Annotated in this window: 17 protein-coding genes, 1 tRNA gene and 1 rRNA gene; 7 read left to right on the top strand and 12 right to left on the bottom strand. The window is 50.2% G+C overall.

All coding sequences use genetic code 11. The annotated features are described in order from the left end of the window. Positions 1 to 3: 3 nt before the first annotated feature. From PKH29_07940 to PKH29_07920, 5 genes are all read right to left on the bottom strand, one after another. Complete coding sequence (locus tag PKH29_07940) at positions 4 to 972, bottom strand: sugar phosphate isomerase/epimerase (GenBank protein HNX14770.1); 969 nt, start codon at positions 970 to 972, stop codon at positions 4 to 6. 28 nt (positions 973 to 1,000) lie between these two features. Next, a complete protein-coding gene (locus tag PKH29_07935; protein ID HNX14769.1) occupies positions 1,001 to 1,708 on the bottom strand; it encodes a ThuA domain-containing protein in 708 nt (235 codons plus the stop codon). 134 nt (positions 1,709 to 1,842) lie between these two features. Continuing rightward, the gene (locus tag PKH29_07930; protein ID HNX14768.1) at positions 1,843 to 2,925 is read right to left on the bottom strand and encodes a Gfo/Idh/MocA family oxidoreductase; all 1,083 of its coding nucleotides are present in this window, start codon (positions 2,923 to 2,925) and stop codon (positions 1,843 to 1,845) included. 65 nt (positions 2,926 to 2,990) lie between these two features. Beyond that, positions 2,991 to 4,052 carry a uroporphyrinogen decarboxylase family protein gene (locus PKH29_07925; GenBank protein ID HNX14767.1) on the bottom strand — a complete coding sequence of 354 codons (1,062 nt, stop codon included), beginning with the start codon at positions 4,050 to 4,052 and terminating at the stop codon, positions 2,991 to 2,993. A gap of 24 nt (positions 4,053 to 4,076) precedes the next feature. After that, positions 4,077 to 7,091 (bottom strand): glycoside hydrolase family 2 TIM barrel-domain containing protein, encoded by a 3,015-nt coding sequence (locus PKH29_07920; protein ID HNX14766.1) that lies wholly within the window; start codon positions 7,089 to 7,091, stop codon positions 4,077 to 4,079. A gap of 130 nt (positions 7,092 to 7,221) precedes the next feature. On the opposite strand from PKH29_07920, the gene PKH29_07915 reads away from it, so the two are divergent. From PKH29_07915 to PKH29_07905, 3 genes are all read left to right on the top strand, one after another. After that, complete coding sequence (locus tag PKH29_07915; protein HNX14765.1) at positions 7,222 to 8,451, top strand: patatin-like phospholipase family protein; 1,230 nt, start codon at positions 7,222 to 7,224, stop codon at positions 8,449 to 8,451. Next, entirely contained in the window at positions 8,448 to 9,623 is a 1,176-nt protein-coding gene (locus PKH29_07910; GenBank protein ID HNX14764.1) for a metallophosphoesterase family protein, read from the top strand. The genes PKH29_07915 and PKH29_07910 overlap by 4 nt, the downstream gene beginning before the upstream one ends. 163 nt (positions 9,624 to 9,786) lie before the next feature. Continuing rightward, a complete protein-coding gene (locus PKH29_07905; protein HNX14763.1) occupies positions 9,787 to 10,686 on the top strand; it encodes a cysteine synthase family protein in 900 nt (299 codons plus the stop codon). Between the two features lie 174 nt (positions 10,687 to 10,860). Here PKH29_07905 and PKH29_07900 read toward each other — a convergent pair whose 3' ends face one another. The 3 genes from PKH29_07900 to PKH29_07890 form a co-directional block, all read right to left on the bottom strand. Further along, positions 10,861 to 12,228 (bottom strand): sulfatase-like hydrolase/transferase, encoded by a 1,368-nt coding sequence (locus PKH29_07900; protein ID HNX14762.1) that lies wholly within the window; start codon positions 12,226 to 12,228, stop codon positions 10,861 to 10,863. A 67-nt stretch (positions 12,229 to 12,295) separates the two neighbouring features. Next, positions 12,296 to 14,890, bottom strand: coding sequence for a substrate-binding domain-containing protein (locus PKH29_07895; GenBank protein ID HNX14761.1), 2,595 nt, complete (start codon positions 14,888 to 14,890; stop codon positions 12,296 to 12,298). Positions 14,891 to 14,916: 26 nt separating this feature from the next. After that, the gene (locus PKH29_07890) at positions 14,917 to 15,813 is read right to left on the bottom strand and encodes a serine hydrolase domain-containing protein (GenBank protein HNX14760.1); all 897 of its coding nucleotides are present in this window, start codon (positions 15,811 to 15,813) and stop codon (positions 14,917 to 14,919) included. Positions 15,814 to 15,952: 139 nt separating this feature from the next. Between PKH29_07890 and PKH29_07885 the strand changes: the two genes are divergently transcribed. The 3 genes from PKH29_07885 to PKH29_07875 all read left to right on the top strand — a co-directional run bounded on the left by PKH29_07885 (position 15,953) and on the right by PKH29_07875 (position 20,116). Then, entirely contained in the window at positions 15,953 to 17,635 is a 1,683-nt protein-coding gene (locus tag PKH29_07885; protein ID HNX14759.1) for a hypothetical protein, read from the top strand. Between the two features lie 182 nt (positions 17,636 to 17,817). Continuing rightward, the gene (locus PKH29_07880; GenBank protein ID HNX14758.1) at positions 17,818 to 19,509 is read left to right on the top strand and encodes a hypothetical protein; all 1,692 of its coding nucleotides are present in this window, start codon (positions 17,818 to 17,820) and stop codon (positions 19,507 to 19,509) included. Between the two features lie 385 nt (positions 19,510 to 19,894). Then, complete coding sequence (locus PKH29_07875) at positions 19,895 to 20,116, top strand: hypothetical protein (GenBank protein ID HNX14757.1); 222 nt, start codon at positions 19,895 to 19,897, stop codon at positions 20,114 to 20,116. A 51-nt stretch (positions 20,117 to 20,167) separates the two neighbouring features. On the opposite strand, the gene PKH29_07870 is transcribed toward PKH29_07875, so the two are convergent. Continuing rightward, positions 20,168 to 20,401 (bottom strand): hypothetical protein, encoded by a 234-nt coding sequence (locus tag PKH29_07870; GenBank protein HNX14756.1) that lies wholly within the window; start codon positions 20,399 to 20,401, stop codon positions 20,168 to 20,170. A gap of 191 nt (positions 20,402 to 20,592) precedes the next feature. On the opposite strand from PKH29_07870, the gene rbsK reads away from it, so the two are divergent. Further along, complete coding sequence (gene rbsK / locus PKH29_07865) at positions 20,593 to 21,519, top strand: ribokinase (protein HNX14755.1); 927 nt, start codon at positions 20,593 to 20,595, stop codon at positions 21,517 to 21,519. Between the two features lie 86 nt (positions 21,520 to 21,605). On the opposite strand, the gene PKH29_07860 is transcribed toward rbsK, so the two are convergent. From PKH29_07860 to rrf, 3 genes are all read right to left on the bottom strand, one after another. Beyond that, positions 21,606 to 22,535: an aminoglycoside phosphotransferase family protein gene (locus PKH29_07860; GenBank protein HNX14754.1), complete on the bottom strand. Its 930-nt coding sequence runs from the start codon at positions 22,533 to 22,535 to the stop codon at positions 21,606 to 21,608. A gap of 365 nt (positions 22,536 to 22,900) precedes the next feature. Continuing rightward, positions 22,901 to 22,977, bottom strand: a tRNA-Ile gene (locus PKH29_07855). 98 nt (positions 22,978 to 23,075) lie between these two features. Further along, positions 23,076 to 23,191, bottom strand: a 5S ribosomal RNA gene (gene rrf / locus PKH29_07850). Positions 23,192 to 23,444: the final 253 nt, after the last annotated feature.

Here is a 23,444-nt window from a genome sequence, read left to right as displayed (position 1 = left end):
ATTTCAAGCCCACCACATGCCACCCGGTTTGGGTTCAAACGCAATCACCCTGCGCAGCAGGTCGACGGCTTTTTCCAGTCCCTCGGTGGGGGTCATCAGCGAGTCTTCGTGCTCGATGGACATCACATAATCATACCCGGTCAGGCGCAGCGCCGAGACGATATCACGCCAAACGTCCTCGCCGTGCCCGTAACCTACCGTGCGGAAAATCCAGCTGCGATTCGGCTCGTCGGAGAAGTGCTTGGTGTCCAGCACGCCGTTGACTCTGGTCGTGCGCGGATTGACCTTGGTGTCTTTTGCGTGGAAATGATAAATCGCACCTTTGAGCGCATAAATGGCCTCGACGGGGTCCATATCCTGCCACCACAGATGCGACGGGTCAAAGTTTGCCCCGAGCTGCTTGCCGACGCGGTCGCGGATTTTTAACATAGTTTCGGTATTATAGACACAGAAGCCCGGGTGCATCTCGAACGCGATCTTCTCGATGCCGTATTTCGCGGCTTCTTTGACCGTGTTTTTCCAATAAGGCACCAAGACCTCGTCCCATTGCCAGTCGAGAATCTTTAAAAAGTCGTCCGGCCACGGGCAGGTCACCCAGTTCGGATATTTCGCGCCCGCATGGTCGCCGGGGCATCCTGAAAAGGTAACAACGCGGTCAATGTCCAGTTTTTGAGCCAGTTGGCACGCCTTGATAAAATGGTCGTGCGCGGTTGCAGCGACGGCTTTATCGGGATGCACAGCATTCCCGTGCGCTGACAGCGCCGAGATACCGATGCCGTAGTGTTTGAACTTGGCTTTGAACTCGTCCAGCGCTTTTTGGTTCGAAAGCAGGATTTCCGGGTCGCAATGCGCACGTCCCGGGAAACCGCCGCAGCCGATTTCGACCGTATCAATGCCGAGACCCGCTAAATATTTAAGCGTATCTTCGAGCGAACGGTCGGAAAACAGTACAGTTAAAACACCTAGTTTCATAATAAAACCTCCCTGTTTGGGGTGTTATCTATTTGCTCTCCGGGGGCACTTCGCAGTGACGGCTTCCGGTGGGAGCAGCGGCTCTGATGTCGGCTGCGGCCCATTCGGCGGCATTGCGAATCAGTTTGCGGATATCCTTGTTTTTATAAGTCGGATTGGTCTCATGCCCGGGCTGGATATAGATCACCTTTCCGAGTCCGCGTCGAAACGCGCAGACCGAGCGGAAGACTTCTCCGCCTCTGAACCAGCCGATGCCGACCAGATCATCGGGCGTCGGGATATCAAAGTACTCCCCGTACATTTCTTCTTCTTTGAGTTCGATGTATTCGGGCAGCCCTTTGGCGATCGGGTGCGACGGAGAGCAAATCCAAAGCCGCTCGAAATCGCCGTCACGCCACCGTAACGAACAGGTCGTGCCCATCAGCGCTCTAAACGGTTTGGAATAATGTCCGGAATGCAATACGACAAGGCCCATTCCGGTCAAAACCGCATCGGTCACACGTTTAGCAACCTCATCGGACACCATGCCGTGGAAGCGGTGGCCCCACCATAACAGCACATCGGTGTCGCCGAGCACTTCTTTGGTCAATCCGCATTCCGGCTCGAAGGCGCTGACCGTGCGAGCTTTGCCTTTAAAAATTGTCGCTAGTTCTGCGGCGATGCCTTCTTTATAGACCTTGAGCACTTCGGGTTGGGTATTGGCTTTATCGTCTTCTACAAAAATAGTCACGTTCATAATGATACCTTTCTTTTCCGGGATGTTGTAAGCTCAGCGCAAAACTCCCCGATCAATACCGAAGGTTTTGGCATGACGGATGTTTTGTGCGTCAGCGCAAAACTTCCTAGCTGAAACCGAAGGTTTTAGCTTGTTTATTTAAAGTACACCGGTTTGCCGGTCTTGGCAGATTCATACACCGCGTCGAGGCAGCGGGTGACGACGGCGGCCTGTTCGGGCAGCACCGAGAGTTTTCCCTTGCCGTTGACGGCGTTCATCCAGATCACCTGCTCGATATCCGCCGGACTTCCGCCCTGATTGCCCTCGAAGAACGCGACGCCGCCGGTGGAGAAGTCAGGTGTTTCAATATATTGCCGGTTGTTTTTCACGCCGTTAATGCGCAGTCCGTCGACCATGTCCGCGCCGGCATTTGTACCGCAGAGCTCGACTTTCGCTTCAGCCAGATCAAGCGTATTCAGTGCCCAGGTGGCCTCGAGGAAAATCGTCGCGCCGCTCTTCATCACGATAAAGCCGAACGAGGCGTCGTCCGCTGTGAACTGGTTGACATCCCAGTCGCCAAACAAATTTGCGGTCTCGGTGTCCTTGTTATGTTTGGTATATGAGGTACCGACCACGTAGTTGACATCCCAGTCCTGCATCAGCCACATGCACATATCAAGCGCATGCGTGCCGATGTCGATCAGAGCGCCGCCGCCCTGTTCGTATTCATTCAAAAACACACCCCAGGTCGGAACGCCGCGCCGACGAACCGAACGCGCTTTGGCAAAATAGATTTCGCCCAAGGTACCCTTTTCGCACTCCGCTTTCAGATAAGCCGTGTCGGGGCGGTTGCGCTGCTGGTAACCGATGGTCAGCAGTTTGTTGTTGGCCTTGGCGGCTTCGACCATTTTCATGGCCTCTTTATAGTTGATCGCCATCGGCTTTTCGCACATGACGTGTTTGCCCGCATTCAGCGCGTCAACCGTGATTTTGCTGTGGGAGCGGTTCGGGGTGCAGACATGGACGACCTCGATAGACGGGTCCGCAAGCAGCTTTTTATAATCGGTATAGACCTTCGCACCTTTGACGCCGTAATCGGCAGCGGCCTTTTCGGCGCGCTCTTTGATCAGATCGCAGAACGCCACCATTTCGCACATTCCGGTCTTTTTGAGTGACGGCATATGCTTGCCGTTAGCGATGCCGCCGCATCCGATGATCGCAACCTTTGTCAGTGACATAGAAAATTACCTCCGATATTAATGAATTCTATTATAACACTTATCGATATCAATTCAACCGAAAATCAATATTTGCCAAGACGCATTGCTGCTTCGGCGATCGCGGTCATCTCGGCAAGTGAGACATTGTTCGGAATTGAGTGGTCCGAACTGAAAATATAGCCTCCGTGTTCCTTGACCGCCGGAATCACTTTTGCCATCTCGGCGATGAACTCCTCGGTTTGATCGTATTTGACCGCATTGATGCCGCCGTGCAAAACCAACTTGCCGCCGTATTTCTTTTTCAAAGCGACCGGGTCCATTCCGGCCTTGACTTCAAGCGGGTTCAGCGCGTCGACGCCGATTTCAATGAGCTCGGGCACGAACGGGTTGACGTCGCCGCAGGAATGCAGATGCACCTTGAGATTATGTGCGTGTGCCCAGTCGCAGGCGCGCTTCTGCACCGGCTTGAGCAATTCACGATATGTATGCAACGAAAAGAACTGGTTGTGTTTATACCCCATGTCGTCCGGCCACTGGACACCGTCGAACTCATATCCTTTGTCAAGCATCATTTCAATCAAGGCGATGTTGACGTCGAGCTCGCGGTTGAACATCTCGACACACCACTCGGGTTCTTCGGCAATCGCCATCAAAAGCGTCTCGGTACCGACAAACCATGAATGGGTCACGTCGAAGCCGAACCAGAAGTTGGCATAACGCCAATAGCCCTTCTCCATGGCGATTTTATAATTGCTTGCAATTCGATCCCAGTTAATCCGTTCGCGGGAAGGAGCCATCCGGTCGCGCACTTTGCGCCAGCTGTCCGGATCGGTGACTTCGAAATGCAAAAACTCCGGCGTCGAATCCACACCCTTGATATAGCGCAGTGTCACGCCCCACTCGGTGGTTTTGGTGATGTGAGTGTCGGTCTCCTCGATGACTTTCACAGGAAATCCCGGAGAATTGTCGCCGCCGAAATAGGCGATACGGTCAAAACCGAAATGATCTTCCCAAGCAGCTTCGGTCAAACCCTCTCTGCGCCAGCGGTCGAGGGTGCCCTGCCAGGGGGAGTCGGTCATCGGAATGCGGTCGGCTTCTTTGTGTTCATAACAGCGCAAAAAGCGCTCTCTGCTTGTCATGGTCATGCTGTTGTCCGTCCTTTTTCATATTTACAACGTTTTTTGCGGCGTGAGCCGGATTTGATATTTATATTTTCCGGGCTTCAAAAGGAATTTTTCATGCGGTCTGCCGGTTTCGCCCCAGCTCAGATCACCTCCGACGCCCTGACTGACGTAATTGACCTGCAAAACCGTCCTGTCGGTCTCGGGCAGCTCGTGCCAGTGGTTCGCAAACTCCAACTGCTCTGCGGTATAACGGCCTACATTCAGCTCAAAATTCCGGTCGCAGGTAACCGAAAGCCCGTATTCGCCGGACACTTTCGCCATCCGAACACCGGTCTCATTACCGCTCTCCTGTGGGTTGAGATACCGGAAATACATCTCGTCAATCGGCTTCTCCCAGACGCCGAGCAGGCATCCTGTCACGCGGTCGCAGTAGTTGTCGTGCGGGCCCATACCGAGCCAAGTCACCGTCTTTAAACCGCCCGTCAGAATGAACTGCATACCAACTTTCGGCGGGCACGGAACATTTCTGTCAAGCGCGGTTTCGAAGTTAATCTCGACCGAACCGTCGCCGTAAAACCGATAAAGGAGTTTCACGATATTGGGGATAAATGTCGCGGCGCGCGTTTCGACTTCGACCTCGGCGCAATCCTTCAATTGTTTGACATTCTTAAATCCGGACATTAAAATCGCCCCGCGGGTATCGCAGGCCCCGCGCCAGCAAGCCAGCGCCGACTGCATCCGCCAGCCGTTTTCGTTATCGGTCGGCGCGCGCCAGAAGATCGGGCGCACCGGTGCGGCAAGCAATTCCCTGCCGTTTACGCGGTAGCTCTCCAATTCGCCTCTGCGCCTTGAAAACCGCGCGGTAAAATTCTGCCCCTCAATATAAATATTCCCGTAAGTGCTGATTGCCTTAGGAGCCGTGCTCTTGACAACAGCCGCTTGGGGTTGTTTGCCCGTGATAAATTCGTCGCATGCGACCACGAATCCGGCCTTCGCCCAGAGCGTGTCATAACGCAGAACGAGTTCGACTCTCGCCTGCAGTTCACCATCAACCTTTTTCGGCGGAAATACCGTGAATTCGGCGGTCTGTCCCGGCGGGCAGTTGACGGCTAATCTCTGCGAGGCAAGCACCGTCTGTTCGAATCCCGCGAATTTGGTATAGGTCACGACGATGTCGTATTCATTGATATCGGTGAACAGCGCACGGTTTTTGACCGTGTATTCGCCGCTCCCCGGCCTTTTGCAGCTAAATACCGCCGGGCGATAACTATGCTTTACTTGGATCAGTTTCGGCGTGATTCTGCGGTCGGCGGTGATCAAGCCATCGCCGGAGAATTCCGCGTCGTTCGGGTCATCGCCGAAATCGCCGCCGAATCCCAAAAATGTCTTGCCGTTCTCGGTCTTCAAAATTGCCTGATCGACAAAATCCCAGATCAGGCCGCCGACAAAGCCCTCGGTGCTATAAAACAAATCGGTATAGGTGTCCAAATCACCGCAGGAATTTCCCATCGCATGGGCGTATTCGCACAGGATAACCGGTTTTTGCTCTTTTTTGCCCTGCTTGAGCAGTTTTTCGCACTCGTCGAAGGTAGAATACATCGCCGATACCAGATCGGTCGACAGCGTCCCGTCGGAACACCATCTTCCGCCCTCGTAATGCACCAACCGCCCGTCGTTTTTGGACTTGAAGCGTTTATACATTTCGTGGATCACGGTGCCGCCGTTGCTCTCGTTGCCGAGCGACCACAAAATTACGCTCGGGCGGTTCTTGTCGCGCTGGAAAACGGCCTCGACGCGGTCAAGCAGTGCCGGCTCCCACAATTTATCGTCGCCCGGAACGCGCGGCACATCGGGCCATCCCCAGGTGCCGTGAGTCTCCATATTGGTTTCGTCGATGACATAGATTCCGTACTTGTCGCAAAGCTCTAAAAAATACGGATGGTTCGGATAGTGCGAGGTGCGCACGGCGTTGATGTTGTGCCGTTTCATCATCAGCACGTCGCTCTCCATGATCTCATGGGTGATCGCGCGCCCGTATTTGGCGTCAAATTCATGCCTGTCCGCACCGACAAACTTCAGCTGTGCACCATTCAAATACAGCACGCCCGCGCGGTTTTCGATGCGCCTGAAGCCGACGTGTGTCGAACAGAACTCGCTTCCGCCGTCGGCCGAGATCACAATCGTATAAAGGTTCGGTTTTTCGGCGGACCACGTCTTGATGATTTCCAGCGTCACCGACAGATTGAAATCACCCGTGACAGACGCCGAGAAAATTTCTTTTTCACCGTCATATAATGAGGCATGCGAAGCCGTTCCGGTCTTTCCGTAAAGCGTGAGATTGCCGCTTCCGTTCGACCAGTCGCAGACGGTGCCGAAGTCCACCAGCGCCTTTTGCGGCATACAGTATAAAAACACATCGCGGAAAATACCCGAGAGCCGGAAAAAGTCCTGATCTTCAAGCCAGCTGGAGTCGCTGTACTGCATCACCTGCACCGCGATTAGGTTCTCGCCCTCGTGCAAAAACTGCGTGATGTCAAATTCCGCCGCGTTGAAGGAATTCTTCGAAAATCCCGTCTCATGGCCGTTGATCCATAAATAAAAGCAATTGTCCACGCCCGCAAAATGCAAAATTACCTCTTTGCCGTCAAAACTCTGCGGCAAAAAGAAACGCTTGCGATAGCAAAACACATTATTTTTCTTCTCAGGCGCATACGGCGGCATCACGTCCTCGCCGCTCTCCCAGGGATACTGCACATTGCAGTACTGCGGCGTTCCATACCCTAATACTTGCGGATTCGAGGGTACTTCAATACTTCCGAACGGAATCTCTCCGTTTTGAAAGCCCTCCTTTACTTCTGCGGGGCAGGGATAATAGGCGAATTCCCATTCGCCGTTCAAAGACAGATAACGCTCGCCACTCCAGCGTTTGCACTGCAAGGCCTCGCCAAGAGTCGAATAGCGCGAAAAATCCGACCGGTGTGCAAGCCGGTTAATCGAAAATATACCGGGATTGGCCTGCCATTCAGGCAGTCCGTTTTGTGTATGATGAAAGAGTTCCATATCATTCCCTCCAATCTGTTCAAATTATACCGATACACTGCGCTGATGTCAATTGAAACAATCAAATCATGCCCATAACTATTGTATAAATTCCGAAAATGTGCTAAACTCAGACCAAAGAGGTGAGGATATGCAAGAGAATATGCGAAAAGGATTGATCCTGGAGGGCGGCGGTGCAAGAGGCGCTTATCAGATGGGCGCTGTCAGCGCCTATTACGAAAACGGAGCCGAATTCGGCGGCGTCGCGGGTTCTTCGATCGGCGCGCTCAACGGCGGATTGATTGCACAGGGCGATTGGAAAAGGTGCTGCGACTGGTGGGAAAAACTCTCGCTCTCGGCCCTGTTTGACGTTGATGAGGAAATCCTGAACGACCTGATATACCGCAAATTCGATTTCAAAAAGATCGGCCCAATGCGTACGGCCCTGCATACTCTCTTTGAAAAAAAAGGCCTTGATACCACAAAAATCCGCGGGATTCTGACCGAGATATACGACGAGCCGAAACTGCGCGCCTCACCGGTCGAATTCGGCATGGTCACCGTGAAAATGCCCGAGGCAAAACCGATGGAACTTTTCAAAGAGGATATCCCCGAGGGAAAATTGATTGAATATCTGATGGCAAGCGCCAATATGCCGGTTTTCAAGCTTGAACCCATCAGCGGGGAAATTTACATCGACGGCGGCTTTTATAATAATTTACCGGTCAATATGCTCTACCGCAAGGGCTTTCGCGAAATCCTCGTGATCCGCACTTATGCCATCGGCGTGGTCAAAAAATTCCGCAAAGCCGACCTGCACGTCACCGAGCTTGGACCGTCCGAGGACCTCGGGAACATTCTCGACTTCAGCCACGAAAAAATCATGCACCGCATGCTGGTCGGCCGGTGTGACGCGCTTCGATTGATCAAAGGGCTCGCCGGAAGACAGTATTATCTCGAAAATCCGCCGAAGGAAAGCGAGTTCTTTTCGCTTTTCTCGGCACTGGATTCCAAAGCAATCAAAGAGATCGCCGAGCTGATGAACTTGGAAGAAGGCGAGCCGAGACGGCTGCTTTTTGAAAAAATCCTGCCCGCCGCCGCGCGTGAATTCGGTCTTTCGCCGTCAGCCGGTTACCGCGAGATCGCGCTCGCAATCTTAGAGCGGCGCGCCAAAGCGCGCAATATCGAACGGCTTCAGATTTTTTCTTTTCCCGATTTTGTCAGAACCGTTAAAAACGCCCCTGCCGTCTCCAAAGAGGACTCCATCGCCGAGATCATCGGAGAGCATGTCAAACGCGTTGGGCCGGGTCTCTCGCCGCAGGCCTTTGACCTGCTCGCCGACAGCTTATTGAAACTCATGCAAAGGATTAAATCATCATGAAAAAAGTGCTTGCATATTTCTTCTCTCTTCTGCTTTGTGCAGGGCTATTTCTGTCTCTCGGCGCCGAGACTTTGAATTTCAAAGACGGCCAATATAAAATATTGATTCTTGCCGACCCGCAGGATACCGACCACCCGCAGAAGGCGATGCTCGATCTGCTGAACGCCTCGCTCGACGAAGCAAAACCCGATCTCGTGGTCTTTTTGGGTGATATGATCCATTCACCCTCGATCGGAGATGACCTCGAAGCTACAAAAAAAGCCATTGATGCGATTATAAATCCGGTAGTCGATCGTGGGCTGCAGTTTGCGATCGTCTTCGGCAACCATGACGACGAGGGCGGCATTTCCAAAGAGACGCAAATGGCTTATTATCAGTCCTTCCCCTGCTGTTTGGCCGTAGATGGCGAGCCGATAACCGGCTGCGGCAACTATTATCTGACAGTAAACGGCATTGACGGCACACCGAAGTGCGTGCTGTGGTTTTTTGACAGCGGTACATATGACACGACCGGCGCGGGGACTTATGCCTGCGTCGGAAAAGATCAGCTCGACTGGTACAAACAAACCTCATCCCGACTGACCGCTCAATACGGAAATAAATTGCCGGCTTTCGCCTTCCAGCATATTATAGTTCCCGAGGTTTATGATATGCTCAGCGTTGTCCCGAAAGATACCAAGGGTTCTGTCCGCGGAATCGACGCATGGCAGGACAAGTATTATATGCTCAACCCACAGTATACGCTTTCCGGAACTCTCGGCGAAGGCCCTTGCCCTCCGGTCATAAACGGCGGCGAATTTGACACATGGACCGAGACCGGGGATATTAAAGCGGCATTTTTCGGACACGACCATGTCAATGATTTCATCGTCACAGACCGGGGCATCGATCTCGTGATGACACCGGGGCTGAGCTTTTATATTTACGGCAACGGCGATAAACACGGGGCGCGCGTTGTGACCATCGATGAATCGACTCTTTCTTATACTACCGAAGTGCTTTATTATAAAGACCTGGTCGAAGCGCCTCTTCCGGCATTTTTGGCGTCAACCCAAGGCTTTATGATTCAAAGTTATGTCCTGATGGCTGCCGGTGGACTGCTTCTATTGATTGCGGTGGTCATCATCACCATCGTTTTAATCCGCCGAAAAAAACGCATTAAATCCATATAGAGGCGGCTATTGGCCTTCCGCGCAACCATTCCTTACGGCACGCGGAGCGTCAGGGATGTCTCTGTCTCTGTCATCACATGGACTTCGCACAGACTACCATGCGGATTTCGCTCCCCTGCGAAACCATGTCATTTACACTTAAAAAACCGAAAGGACAACGCGAATGTACGATAACATCCTTGACACCATCGGACGCACTCCTCTTGTGCGCATCAACCGGCTCAATCCCAAACCCCAAATCCCGCTGTATGCAAAAATAGAAGGTTTCAACCCCACCGGCAGCATTAAAGACCGGATCGCCCTGAAAATGATCGAACAGGCCGAAGAAAGCGGCGTCCTCACGAAAAATAAAACCATCATCGAACCCACATCCGGCAACACAGGCATCGGACTTGCGATGATCGGCGCCGTCAAGGGTTATAAGGTCGTTATCGTGATGAGCGAAGCGGTCTCCGTCGAGCGCCGAAAAATGATTGAGGCGTTCGGAGCGCAAATCATTCTGACCGAATCCTCGCAGGGTACGGACGGTGCCATCCGGAAAGCGCACGAATTAACCCAAAGCCACCCGGACGCGTATTTTATGCCGAACCAGTTTTCAAACGAATACAACAAACTCGCCCACTATTATACGACCGCCAACGAGATCTGGGAAGACACCGCCGGCAAAGTCACCCATTTTGTCTCCGCGCTCGGCACTTCGGGCACGATTATGGGCGTGGGAATGGGTTTGAAAAGCAAAAATCCCGCAATCCGGATTGTCGAAGCGCAGCCGGTTCGCGGGCATTATATCCAGGGCTTGAAAAACATGCAGGAGGCGATTGTCCCCGAAATTTACGACTCGACAAAAATCGACAAATCGGTGATGATCGAGTCCGAAGCCGCCTTTGCGATGTCCAGGTCGATCGTCCGCGAAGAGGGGATCTTCGTCGGAATGAGCAGCGGTGCGGCAATGCTCGCCGCGCTCGAATGCATCAAGGAAATCGACGAGGGCTTTGTTGTCGTGGTTTTCGCCGACCGGGGAGAAAAATATCTCAGCACGGATTTATTCAAATCAAAGGCTTAAATATATCGTAGAATACCGCAAAAACGTAAAAAATCGTGTAGGGAGGAACTGCGTTCGCCCGTTTTGATGCATATATTTCCATGAAAAACAAAGGCGAACAAAGTTCGCCTTTACAATTTAAATATATTGTAACTTTAAACTTTACATATTATACTTTACGCTTGCCGGCACCGCTCAAACAAGCTTGACATCCTCGTCGAGCTGTCTTGCCAGCCACCCCGCCTTGGCATAGGGATCGCCGCAGCGCACCAATTCGGCTTTCATCTTTTTGCGCATCAGCGAGACCAAAGACGCATGGTCAGGCCGCTTGATCAAATTATGCAGCTCGCCCGGATCTTTTTTCAAATCATATAACTCGTCGATATCGGTCAGGTTCCAAATGTATTTATGCGTTCTTGTGCGGATGCACCGCTGCGTAAACGCGCCGAACTGTTGTCCGCCGGAAGCGCAGACGGCGCAGTCATCCCTGTCTTCGGTGTCGAATAACGATGTTCCGATCGCATTCCCGGGCACTTCAAAACCGGCGATTTCGGCGAGCGTCGGTAACAGATCCAGCGCATTGCTGACAAAATCATCACAGACCGTACCCGGTTCGATTTTTCCGGGCAGCCGCATCACGAGCGGAACACGAATCACATCATCCCAGAGGATGTAGTGTTTGTCAATCATCCCGTGGCTTCCGCACATATCGCCGTGGTCGGAGGTGTAGATTACCAGCGTATCGTCGTATTGACCGCTGTCTTTGAGCGCATCGATCACACGCCCGAACGCATCGTCCACCTGCGAGATCATTGAATAATAAGCCGCGACGGTCGGCGCCCAGTTCTCCCATGTCTTGCTTTCGAGCCGCCAGTTCAAAAGCTGCTGTCGGTGGATATAGGGTTTGTCGATAAACCGGTCGCCGAACCCGTCCCAGATCACAGCGTCCTCGGGCTTGTACCGCTCGAAAAACGGGCTTGACGGCCGGCACGGCAGATGCGGATCGACCCCGTCCATCCACAGAAACCACGGCTTTTCAGAATTTGCAAGCATTTGAATCTGCTCACAAGCTCGGGCGGCATACCAATGGGTGCGGCTGTCTTCGAGCGGTATCGGATTATGTTCTCCAAACCACGAGTTGTGATATTTCACATCGGGATATTTTTCTTTAATATATGCGGCATATTCCTTGCCGAGCCGAACTTGATCGAACCCGAATTCGTCAATAGGACGCACCGAGCCATCCCATTGACCGACAAACGAAGTTGTATACCCCGCCGATTTTAATCCCTTGACAAAGTGAAAATCCTCGGGCATCAGCGTCTTGGTCGGGATAAAATTATAATTGTGCAGAGCGCCGATGGCCTCAGCCCTGCGCCCGGATAAAAATGACTGGCGCGCGGGCGCGCAGACCGGCGTCGGAGCATAGGCGTTGTTGAAACAAACCCCTTCGCGGCCGATTGCGTCGATATTGGGGGTCGACACGGGATATTTTCTTGCATAACCGGTGCAGTCGTACCGGTGCTGATCGGCCAAAAAGAACAGGATATTGGGCTGTTTCATCAAATCAATCCTTCGCATTTTCTTGGCTCGGGTTTTGGTAAATTCTTAACCCCATCTTATCATATCCTCAGTCAAAATTCAAATACTCTCCCGGAATTTCCGCCCGATAGGTCTTCTTGCCATCCTTGGTCATAAAGGTAGCAATGGATTGCGTGTTATATCCGGTTCCCCATGACAGATCGACCAAAACCAAATCGTCGATTTTGGGTGTTGCAATCGTCTCTGCTTCATAGGTATTCACAAAAAAGCTTTCTGAGAGATCGTACCATTTCGCTGTCTTCTCCCATCCGTTTAAAAACAACTTTGATAGTTGAATCGGTTCACCGGTGTCAATATCGAAAACCAAGCAGATCGGCAGATAAAAAGTGCGTATACTCTCGTTATCGATAAAATAATGTCCGCTCTCAAAATAAGCGCCCGCTCTCGGATAAACCACACATTTTCCGCAAATGACATACGGATCATACTTCTCATAATACAATCCGTTCCCTAAAATTCTCTCTACCGTACAGCCGTTTTCATCTAAATAGTCATCCAGCGAACTCTTTAATCCGGATTCAATTCCGGGGTTAAAATACAAAACCAGTTCATTACGGGACATTCCGGTGGCTTTGAAATAGTCATTCAGTGTTTTTGTGTGTACCTCGTCTATGTAAGCCAGTACCGCAGCATTGATCTTATCTGCCGCCGTCTGAGAGATATAGGTGTCAGCCTCAACGGCATAAAAATTCTTCTCCTTGTCAGCCAGAACGCCGTTTTTACGAAGCCCAGAACCGACCGATTCGGTCAGCGCGGTTCGATAGACGCCTACCTTCGGTGTCCAAAGTCCGTTCATATTACGCGACGCATCTGCAACAACCGAAGCGCTGAGAATGTCATATTCAACCGTTACCCCCGATGTAAAGCAATGATTGACATGGGGATAATAGATTTTATTCAGCGTGAAATTTTTGACTTCATCCGTAACAATGGGGTTTTCGTGGCGGATATGCACATAACCGGTATCCCAATAGAGGTCGCCGTTTATATAGTGCTTCACCGCTTCATCCAATTTATCCGCAATATTCGTCCCCTCATAAAACAAATCGGTGTATTGCACCTGTTTGCCGGTATACAAATCAAAAATTGCGGTTCGGCAGTCAAAATTCCCGCTTTCAAACGGCCCGCTGTAATGCAGCCGAACGGCAATTGAAAGATATCCGTTATAACAAATCGTATCAATCTGAACCGCGCTTCTCCATGAATATTCTTGAGCGGCATGCCATTGCGTCTGGATATTGTACGGGTCACCGGTGCTGTGCCAGGTCGGTTTTTGAGCTTTGTTCAGTTCTTTGAGATATGCTTCAAACGCAGTCCGCTGCGCGGTCAGTTCTCCAATTGACTTGTTCATAAAATCGGTAACTGCGGCGTTTTTGTCTTTGCTGACCAATCCGGTAAAATCCACCCGAATATTCCAAACGACACTGTCGGAATTATGTCCGTCATAGATATGCAGTTCGCTTTTATCAAGAAGTGTCACAGTATAAGCGCCGTCAACCCATGCGCCGTCAGTTCCGTAATTACCGGCTTCACTTAACAGCGCCTTATAATAACTCGTCGGTAATTTCTCCCTTCCCGTCGCTTTCGGTCCGGTTCCGACCTTGTTCCATGCGTTTTTGTGTGCGACCACGGTCGAGGGGTTGACACCGTACGGGATATAACCTCCGTTTGCGACCGCTTGCTGCCCGTCTTGGGTCACCAGCCACTGGGCAAGCACCCGTGCGGGACTGCCCTCGGGCTCCGAAGCCTTGAAAATCGCGAAGTTTTCCGATAATAACGGATAAGTTCCGTTTTTCATCGTTGTGTCGTCGGGCGCGATGCCGTCCACCGCCGCGAATTTCAACTCGGTACCCGTTCCGTACATATCGGCGGCGTAGGCATACACCGAATAACCGATCGCGTTCTCGGCGTTGTCATAAAGCGCAATCGCATCCATCAATCCGCCCATTGAGGTCGCGACCAGTGTTTCAACCGGTTCCATCAGCGCCGTGTCGCCCATAAACGCGGTCATATAGGTCTGGCTTCCGCTGGTCTTGTTGCGCTGATACGCCACAATCGGGGCGTCGATGCCGCCGACCTGCTTCCAGTTGGTGATCTTGCCGCTGTAGATGCCGCGCAGTTGTTCCTGTGAAAGTTTTATCACGGGGTTTTTGGCGTTCAGCACAAAAACAAACGCCTCTTTCGCAATCGGGACCATCTCGAGCTCGATGTTTGCGTCCTTTGCGGCTTGCTTTTGTTCGGCGGAGAGCGGCACGGTGTAGGTCAGATCGGCTTCTCCGGAAAGTAGCCGCTCAAATGAACCGAAAGTAGTTGTATGTTTGACATTGCCCGTCTCGTAATCCAATCCCGTATTAAATATGGCACTGCGTACCGCCGCATCGAGCGGAATCGTCGAGGTCGAGCCGTCGGTATCGGGGAAGTTTTGGCGCAAAAACGCCGCCGCGCTCATATCGTCCGGTTTTGTAATATACGAAACGACTTGATTCACCGCGGAAGTTGCTGATTCAACCGAGATGGTTGAACCCGCTTTTGAAGCGAGTGCTGACGAAGACGCCGAAGTCGTTTTTCCGCATCCCACCGCGAATAAAACGGCCATCAAAGCAACAGCAATACCCCTTTTCATCAAAACGCCCCCTCTTCTACCTACAATCATAATTTGTCGATTAAATACTTCCAAGTCAAACTCAAGACACCGAGCATATCTTTATCTTCGTCCGAGAGATAAGTCACGACCGCGTTTTTATCAGGCAGCATGACGACATACTGTCCCCTGTATCCGTCCATCCGATAACTTCCCGGATAACTGTTCATCCATATCTGATATCCATATCCCGCGTGCGAATCGGCGGTCGCCCAATCGTTTCTGACATTTTCGGTGGAAATTTGTTTTGTCGTTGCCTGTGCCAGATATTTTTCCGGCAATAGTTGTTTGCCCTGCCATATCCCATGGTCGAGCAGCACTTGCCCGACTTTCGAGAGATCGGTCGCGTTCAGACGGAGATCAGTAAAACCGTAACTGACCCCGAATTGATCCTCGTCCCAACGCGGATTTGAAATCCCGAGCGGTTCAAACAATCTCGGTGTCAGATATTGTTTCAAATTGCACCCAGCCCGCTTCCCGAGCAATTTAGAAAGCAGATAACTTCCCGCATTGTTGTAGATAAACACCTTCCCCGGCTCATAGACAAGCGGTTTGCTGAAGTAAATTTTCTCGATATCGTCCATATTCCCGGCGGACTCCAGCGGACAAGCGCCGTGCCCGCTCGACATCATCAGCAGATGCCTTACTTTGATTTTTTCAAAACCCCGCGGACAGTTGAAAAACACATCAAGCGTCTCGTCCAATCCCAACAGTCCCTCGCTCTCGGCAAGCCCGATGCCGAGCGATGTAAAGGTTTTACTGACCGAATATAAAAGCCGCGGCTGTTCGGGAATAAAATCATGGCGCGCGATGATCTCTCCGTTTTGACGAACCACCAAGTTGCATACTTTCGGGCCTCTCGTTTCGACTTGTTTTACCAAATCGTTCAATAAATTGTTATTCATATCATCCCCCCGATGTTATTTTAACTAATTTTACCTCTTCTGTCAATCCGGCTGCATTTCTAAATTTGACAATTATATACATTCCGTGATAAAATGAATAAAATTACGCCTTGTGCAGATTGGTTGAGGAGAAGCCACGATGAAGCCAAGCCTGAAAGCAGTTTTCAAAAGGACCTTTACACCTCTCGGATTTAAAACCGTAATGGTTGCGGTTATAGCGCTTACAGTATTGGTTCTCCTTCTGGTTCCGTCCGTGAAACAGATCTGGGATCGTCTTTCCTCCGAATTAAACCCGGCTTATGTATGGGATGATCCGATGTACTGGGCAATCGGCAGAGGGATTCTCAACGGCCTTACGCCGTATGTCGACCTTTTCGAGACCAAGCCTCCGGGTATATACTGGATGTCCGCATTGACATTGAAGCTGACCGGCGGCGTATACGCAATGAACGTGTTCAGCTTTTTCTGCTTGTTGATTACCGGATTTATTCCGTCAATCGGAACAGCCATCCTGTGCCGAAAGAGAAACTGCAGCCGACGCACTTCCGCTCTGATTCTTTTTACCTCGCTGTTATTCGGTATGATGCTGGCGCTTTACGCCCAGAGCCGCAGCGGATATATCCAAATAGAGGCATTCGGCTCGATGTTCGTCTGCCTTTATCTTCTTTTGATTTTCGATGCAGACAATCAAAAATTAAAGTTTTGGTCACCGTCGGTGATCGCATCGGGGCTGCTGCTCGCCTGCGCAGGCCTGCTGAAGGAGCCGTTTGTGCCGGTGGCTGTGGGCGTATCGCTGTTGTTTGCCGGCGATCTGCGCGGCGTTTTATATAAAACGGTATTCCCGCTTCTCTACGGCGGCGCAGCCGGAACCGCGGCAATGGGGGCAACCGGCGTTTTGAAACCCTATCTCACGGTCTATCTCAAGCGCATACTCGACGATCAGGTTTGCCTGAGTGAATCCCCGTTTCAAAAAACACGGGATTACGTACATATTATAAACGACCTCTCTACCTTTTCCCCACTGCTTCTTTGTGCGGTGATATTTCTTTTTGTCTTTGTATTTATCTATTTGGTGCAGGATGTCCGGGAACTGCGTTCGTCCGGTGTAAAACACTGGCTGAGATGGACCGGTAGATTTATCATACTTCCGGTGGGTTTATTGGCCGCTTCGCTTGCCGTTGCGATCGGAAATCAATATTACAATCACCACTTCGTTTTCGCGCTGCCTGCCTATATGGCGCTCATGCTGTTTATTTTGAAGGGCTGTATTGACGAGCCGAACTTTTTAATCCGAAATCACGATTCGGAGGATAAACCCGAGATTCACCTCGGCCCGAAACAATGCCGAAGAGCGCTTTCGATTCTTTGTGTCATATTGTTATTCGGGTTTTATCTGCTGCCCGATTTTACTTACGACCAACGGCTCTCCGAAGAGACAACCCTGATGAAAACGCATGCTGTTTACATAGATAAACTGCTCGACGAAAAGGGCATCGACCGCTATTTGTTCCTCGGTTTCAACGGCCCCTATTTTTACGGCCTGACCGAACACTCACCGCTCGGGCCCGTTTTTGTTCAAAGCCCCGATTACTTCGCTAAAAAAGATACCTGGTTTACAAAGTCCCTTTTTGCCGAACTGGACGAAGCACAGATCGTCTTTGTCGCAAATGTAAGCGCCGGCGTTATCACCGATGAAGTTTGGGACATTCTCAATACAGATTTCATCCGCGACGACGCCCATTCTGTCAGCAAAGACGGCAACCCCGTCGACGGCTTGCCCGACGGCTTCACCTATATCACTTACGTGAGAAAATCCGCATAGTAAATTCCGCCGTTTCTGTCAAACCCTGTGATTTCAACGCGTTTTCAATGCCGACCGATTGACAAACACCCCTTCTTGTGGTATATTTTTGTCGATTTGCGTTTCATAACGCATTTCACCGCCGTTTATCGGTGAATTTTTTTGTTATTTTATCCTATTCTTCTCATACGCCGGAGACAACAATGGACTTGAAAACAAATCCCATTTATACGCGTATCCGTTCGTCGCGCAAACTTCAGCTGCTCCTGCTTTTACTGAGCGGACTGCTTTTTGTCATTCTCTTTTTTATCCCGGCCCTCCGGAAAAGCTGGTCCTGCCTCGGCACGGAGCTGAATGTCGCTTATTGCGTTGACGATCCGCTCTATTGGGCGGTCGGCAGGGGCATTCTGAACGGCTTAAAACCATACATTGACCTGTTTGAAAACAAACCTCCGGGTATCTTCTGGCTGTCGGCGCTTTCGTTGAAACTGACAGGCGGCGTCTATGCCATGAATATCTTCAGTTTCATCTGCCTGCTGGTCACCATGCTGACTCCTGCGATTGCCGCCACCATTCTCTGTATCAAAAGAAACTGCGGTAAAATCATTACAACTGCAGCTATTCTGAGTTCGCTTCTGTTCGGCATGATGATGATGCTATATGCCCAAACCCGAAGCGGTTACATACAGATTGAAGCGATGGGCATTGTGTTCGTCGATTTCTATCTGCTTTTGATTTACGACAGCGATGCATCGAAACTGAAATTTTATTCTCCGAAAGTGATTTTATCCGGTTTGATGCTTGCCTTCGCCGGACTTTTAAAAGAACCGTTCGTGCTGGTGGCTATCGGCGTTTCTTTCCTGTTTATCGACAGTCTGCGCGGTTTCCTTTATAAAAACATCCTCCCTCTTTTATACGGAGGGGCTATCGGGGTTGGGGCCATGGCCGCCACAGGCGTCCTGAAACCTTATATCACGATTTATTTGAAATATATGTTTGCGAGCCGGGTCGAGTCGAGCAGTTCGCCTTTCATAAGAATGTTTAATATTATAAACATCATCAACGAAATGGGCTCGTTCTCGATGGTATTTCTCTGCATTATCACTTTGTTGTTTATCGCCCTGTTTTTCTATTTCTTTCAGGATTTCCGCGAGCTGCCGACCGCAGGCCTCAAAGGCCGTCTGCGCTGGTTTTGGAGATTCTTTGCACTTTTTGCCGGTTTGCTGTGTTCTTCGTTTGCCGTCGCGGTCGGCGGACGCTATTTCTATCACCATTTCGTCTTTGCGCTGCCCTACTATCTGTCGCTTTTCCTGCTGCTTCTTCGCGGAAGTGCGGTCGAACCGAAGCTTTTGCATCCGAAAGAAGATGAAGGCATATCGGCCGGATTCGGCGTCAGACAATGCCGGATTTTGATTTCCGGTATTTTGGCGGCTCTTTCGATTAATTTCATTTTTGTGCCGTATTTCTCGTTTGATCATGACATCACTTCAAATTTTCAAATCATGACCGAACAGGCCGAATACGTCGATGCGCTGCTCGATGAAAAAGGAATCGACCGCTACCAATTCCTCGGTTTCAATGACGGCGGCGTGTTCTTTTACGGTCTGACCAAGCACTCGCCGCTCGGCCCTGTTTTTGTCCAGGATCCCGCAAATTTCACCGGGGACTATAATTGGTTCGGCGAAAATCTTCTCAAACAGTTGAACGAAGCTCAGATCGTCTTTGTCTTTGAAATCAGAGCCGGCAATTTGAGCGATGAAGTTCGGCAAATACTCAACACCGATTTCGTCCGCGATGATGCCCACTCTGTCGACCGGTACGGACTTACGATTCCCGGCTTGCCCACTGATTTTAAGTATGTCACATACATCAGAAAAGCCGCAGCCCAAGGTTAAGTGTCCGGCTTGATGCCGGTCTCAAACGCGTCATATCATCTGCATCCCGAAAGCCATATAGCACGCGCTACCGTCCTCGGCGTGAACGCAGGAAGCGATGCTTTCGTCGCTTCGCGGTTTTATAACCGTCAAATGCATTATTATAATTAAAAGTTCACATGCAGTACCAAAAAGTAAATCCTGCCCTAAACGGGCAGGATTTTTATTATAGGCTTGCGATTGAGACCGTATATCCGATCTCGCCGACGAATCATTTGCATCTCCGAATCAACCTGATTTTTTATAAGTCTTTTTACTTTTGACATATAGAAGATTTCGGAATTATCCCTGAAGATCGTATAACAATATATCTGCTTCCGAAACGGAATATAAAGGAGTAAACAATATGGAACGCGGCGATGAATTGATCGGAATCCTCACAAAATTTTCCCAATCCAACTGGGATTTGATCGCAATGCCCGCCAAAGCCTGGCTCTCGGGCGATAAGAACGGCGATGACCTGATCAAAGCCATTGAGCAGGCCGATTCCGAATGCGGCAGCTGCGGCTGCGAATACGACCCGCTTTATAAACGGGCGCTCGAATTACAAGATGACTTAAGGAGATAATACTTTAATAAAATATAACTTAGCAGGATATCCCAACCCGTTATAAGTATCTTACACCCTCCACTGATTGCCGCAGCTCTGGCAAATGGCGACGGTCTGATTCTTGAATTTGGTCTTGGCTGTCCCTCTGCGTCTTCCGACCAGCAGCCAAAGCCCGCATGTACATATAATTAACAACGCCCGCCCGATGCTCCAAAGGCAGCCAGGTGCTCTCTCGCGGGTCTTTGCGCTCAACTGCTCGGTGGTTACAAGTAGGTTCAAACTGCCGCAGCGCGGACATTTCATGCCTTTCTTCCCCCTATTTAAATTTAGTTTTATAATACTACAAATTCCGATATCATTCAAATGCTTCTTCCGCTATCAATGATAAAAGCAAACTTGTATTAAACCCATCCGGCAACCGTGCGGTGCTTGAACATCTCACCGATCTGTGCTACACTTTCTCCTAATTCCGATCAGATCACGGAGGTACTTTTATGTATAAACCCGTCACCGTCGTCGGCAGTTATAATCTCGACCAGTCCTTAAAATGCAAAGCGCTGCCGCATGAAGGCGAGACCGTTATCGCGCAGTCCTACAGTGAAAGCAGCGGCGGTAAGGGCTCCAATCAAGCCGTCGCGGCTTCGAAAATGGGCGCAAAAACCCGATTTATCGGACGGATCGGTGCCGATCATAACGGGCAAGACGCGCTTGCGATGTATGACCGTCTGGACATTGACAGAAGCCGCATGGTCATTGACGAATGCGCCCGCACCGGCCTAAGCGTGATCATGGTGGACGAGAACGGCCGCAACCAAATCACAGTCGTACCCGGAGCAAATTATAACCTTTCAAAGGCGGATATTGATGCCTCCTTGGATGTTCTGTGCGACTCCGGAATCGTCGGGTTTCAACTGGAAAACCAGCCGGAAGTCGTCGCCTACGGTTTGAAAAAAGTTTCGGGACTGGGCGTTAAAACACTGCTCGATCCTGCTCCGGCGTTCGCTCTTCCGCAAGACCTCTATCAATACATCAATTGCATCAAGCCAAACGAACACGAGGCAAAAGCTCTGACCGGTATCCCCGTGAGCGATTTCGAATCGGCTTGCAAAGCGGGCAAATGGTTTTTGGACAGAGGCGTCCAAGTCGCCATCATCACACTCGGCAGCGAGGGTTCTGTGCTCGTGACTAAGAACGGCGGCAAGTTTTTTAATACGCCAAAGGTAAACGCAGTCGATACCACAGGCGCCGGTGATTGTTTCAGCGGCGCGCTGATGGCGAGCATTGCACAGGATAAGTCTATCGAGGAATCCATACTCCTTGCAAGCCATGCCGCTGCCCTCTCGGTGACCAAATTCGGTGTCATAGACTCTATTCCGACCCTTGCCGAAGTCGAAGCGTTTATAAAAACTCAGGAGCATTAATCAAGTATAATCAGCTTTATGTAGTATTATCAGGATGAAATAAGATAAACAAACCGCTTCTTTTTGAAGCGGTTTCGTATTTTTACTCACATATCACATAAAAACCCGCATTCACGATTCAAATACCACATCGCCCGATCTTTTTCCTCTTTTGTAAGCCCATCGAACAAAACGCTCTTAGCAAAAGCGTGAATATCCTCTATCCGACGACGCAGCCGGTAAAATCGCATCACTTCCGGATCAAATTTAAAATCCGGATGTACATCACGGTATTCATTCAAGAATTCCTCCCATGCATATCCGAAAAAGAAGGTTTCGGTGAACGAAAACAGATCGGCTTCGGGCGGCGCGAGCTTCAGCCCTTCCCAGTCGATCAAAATAAGCTTGTCCGTTTGCATCAAATTCCACCCATGGATATCTGTATGGCAAAGCACAAACTTCAAATCCGCTTTCCGTAATTGAAAAGCTCTTTTTTCGAGTTCTCCCGCAAAATTGCTAATCGTCTCAGTATATTGTGCGAGCAGCTCTTTCAGTTCCGAATTTACCAACCACTCTGTCAATTCCATGCAAAACGAAACGTCAAATGTCTCTTTCATACCCTCTGTTGGAACCGGTATCTCCGCCCCATAACTATGTAAATGAGCAATCGTTTTCGCCAGTTCGCGTATCTGCCCCGAACTTAATTCTTCTCCCTCGATAGTCTTTCCGTCAATATAGGGAAACACAAGGTATAAAAATTCATCGTCTTCCCATTTATACGTGCCGTTTTTCGTCAACAACGGTGCGACCATGTTTTTCGTAAGTACGGTATTCTGAGACAGCCAAAGTACCACCGGCATGTATTTATCAATACGCTCTATCCAGCATTTTATCGAGCGCTTTTGTTTGTCATACACTTTCAAAAAATACTCGCTGTCCTCGGCACTCACTCTCCACGCTTCTGCCGACCACCCTGCTGGAACCGCATTTAACGAAATTAACTTAATTCCGTATTCATTATCTAATTTTACCTTCAAGCTTTCGCTCATTCTGTTTCCCCAATCTTCAATCTTTGCGATGATAATTTATTATATAATGTAGAAGACCTCATAACAAGTAATCTAAATAATACATCTGTATCTTTTACAGAAAGAGCTATTAACGGAAAAACACACCAAAGCGTATTTGAAATTTTAAGTGAAATTACTCGAATTCCTCGCAGTGATATTGTTCACTTAGCGAACAGTGATATTGCTTCGCAGTGATATTATATTCGTCCCTTCCCAACTGTCCGCAGACAATATCACTCGGCGCAGCCGAATTTCACTTACAAAGTAAATATCACTCGTCCCAAAGGGACGAATATAACTGAAAAAACACTTGCGAAAGCAAGTGTTTTTCTTGGTGGGCTCTCAGGGACTCGAACCCGGGACCAACCGGTTATGAGCCGGTAGCTCTAACCAACTGAGCTAAGAGCCCGTACCGCCTACAGTATACTCTTTTTAAGTACAAACCGTATCAGCGGTCTCGATAAACGACAAAAACAGCTTTATTCAAGCTGTTTTCCATCGTTTCTGTGCCGGCGTCACCTATTTTCCCAGGCCGTTACCAGCCAAGTATTTTGAGCGACCGTGAGCTTAACTACCGTGTTCGGAATGGGAACGGGTGGAGCCTCAAAGCAATCGACACCGGCAAGATATATGGTAAACGCTCCTGTATGGGGCGGGTTACCCTTTTGTGGTACAGCATTCAGCGTGCTGTTAGTCCCGATCGGTCGGGCAGAGGAAGGATCGTTGGTCTTGGTCGAGAACATCTCGCTTGCGTTAAGATGGAGCTGCTGGTCATGGGAGAAGAAACGCAGTTTCTTCGTAACAACTCCTCCGGAGTTGTTTGGTGACCCGTATGAGATTCGAACTCATGTTACCGGCGTGAGAGGCCAGTGTCTT

It is taken from the genome of Oscillospiraceae bacterium, from assembly GCA_035353335.1.
GTDB lineage: Bacteria > Bacillota > Clostridia > Oscillospirales > JAKOTC01 > DAOPZJ01.
This window is presented reverse-complemented; position numbering and strand designations above follow the sequence as displayed.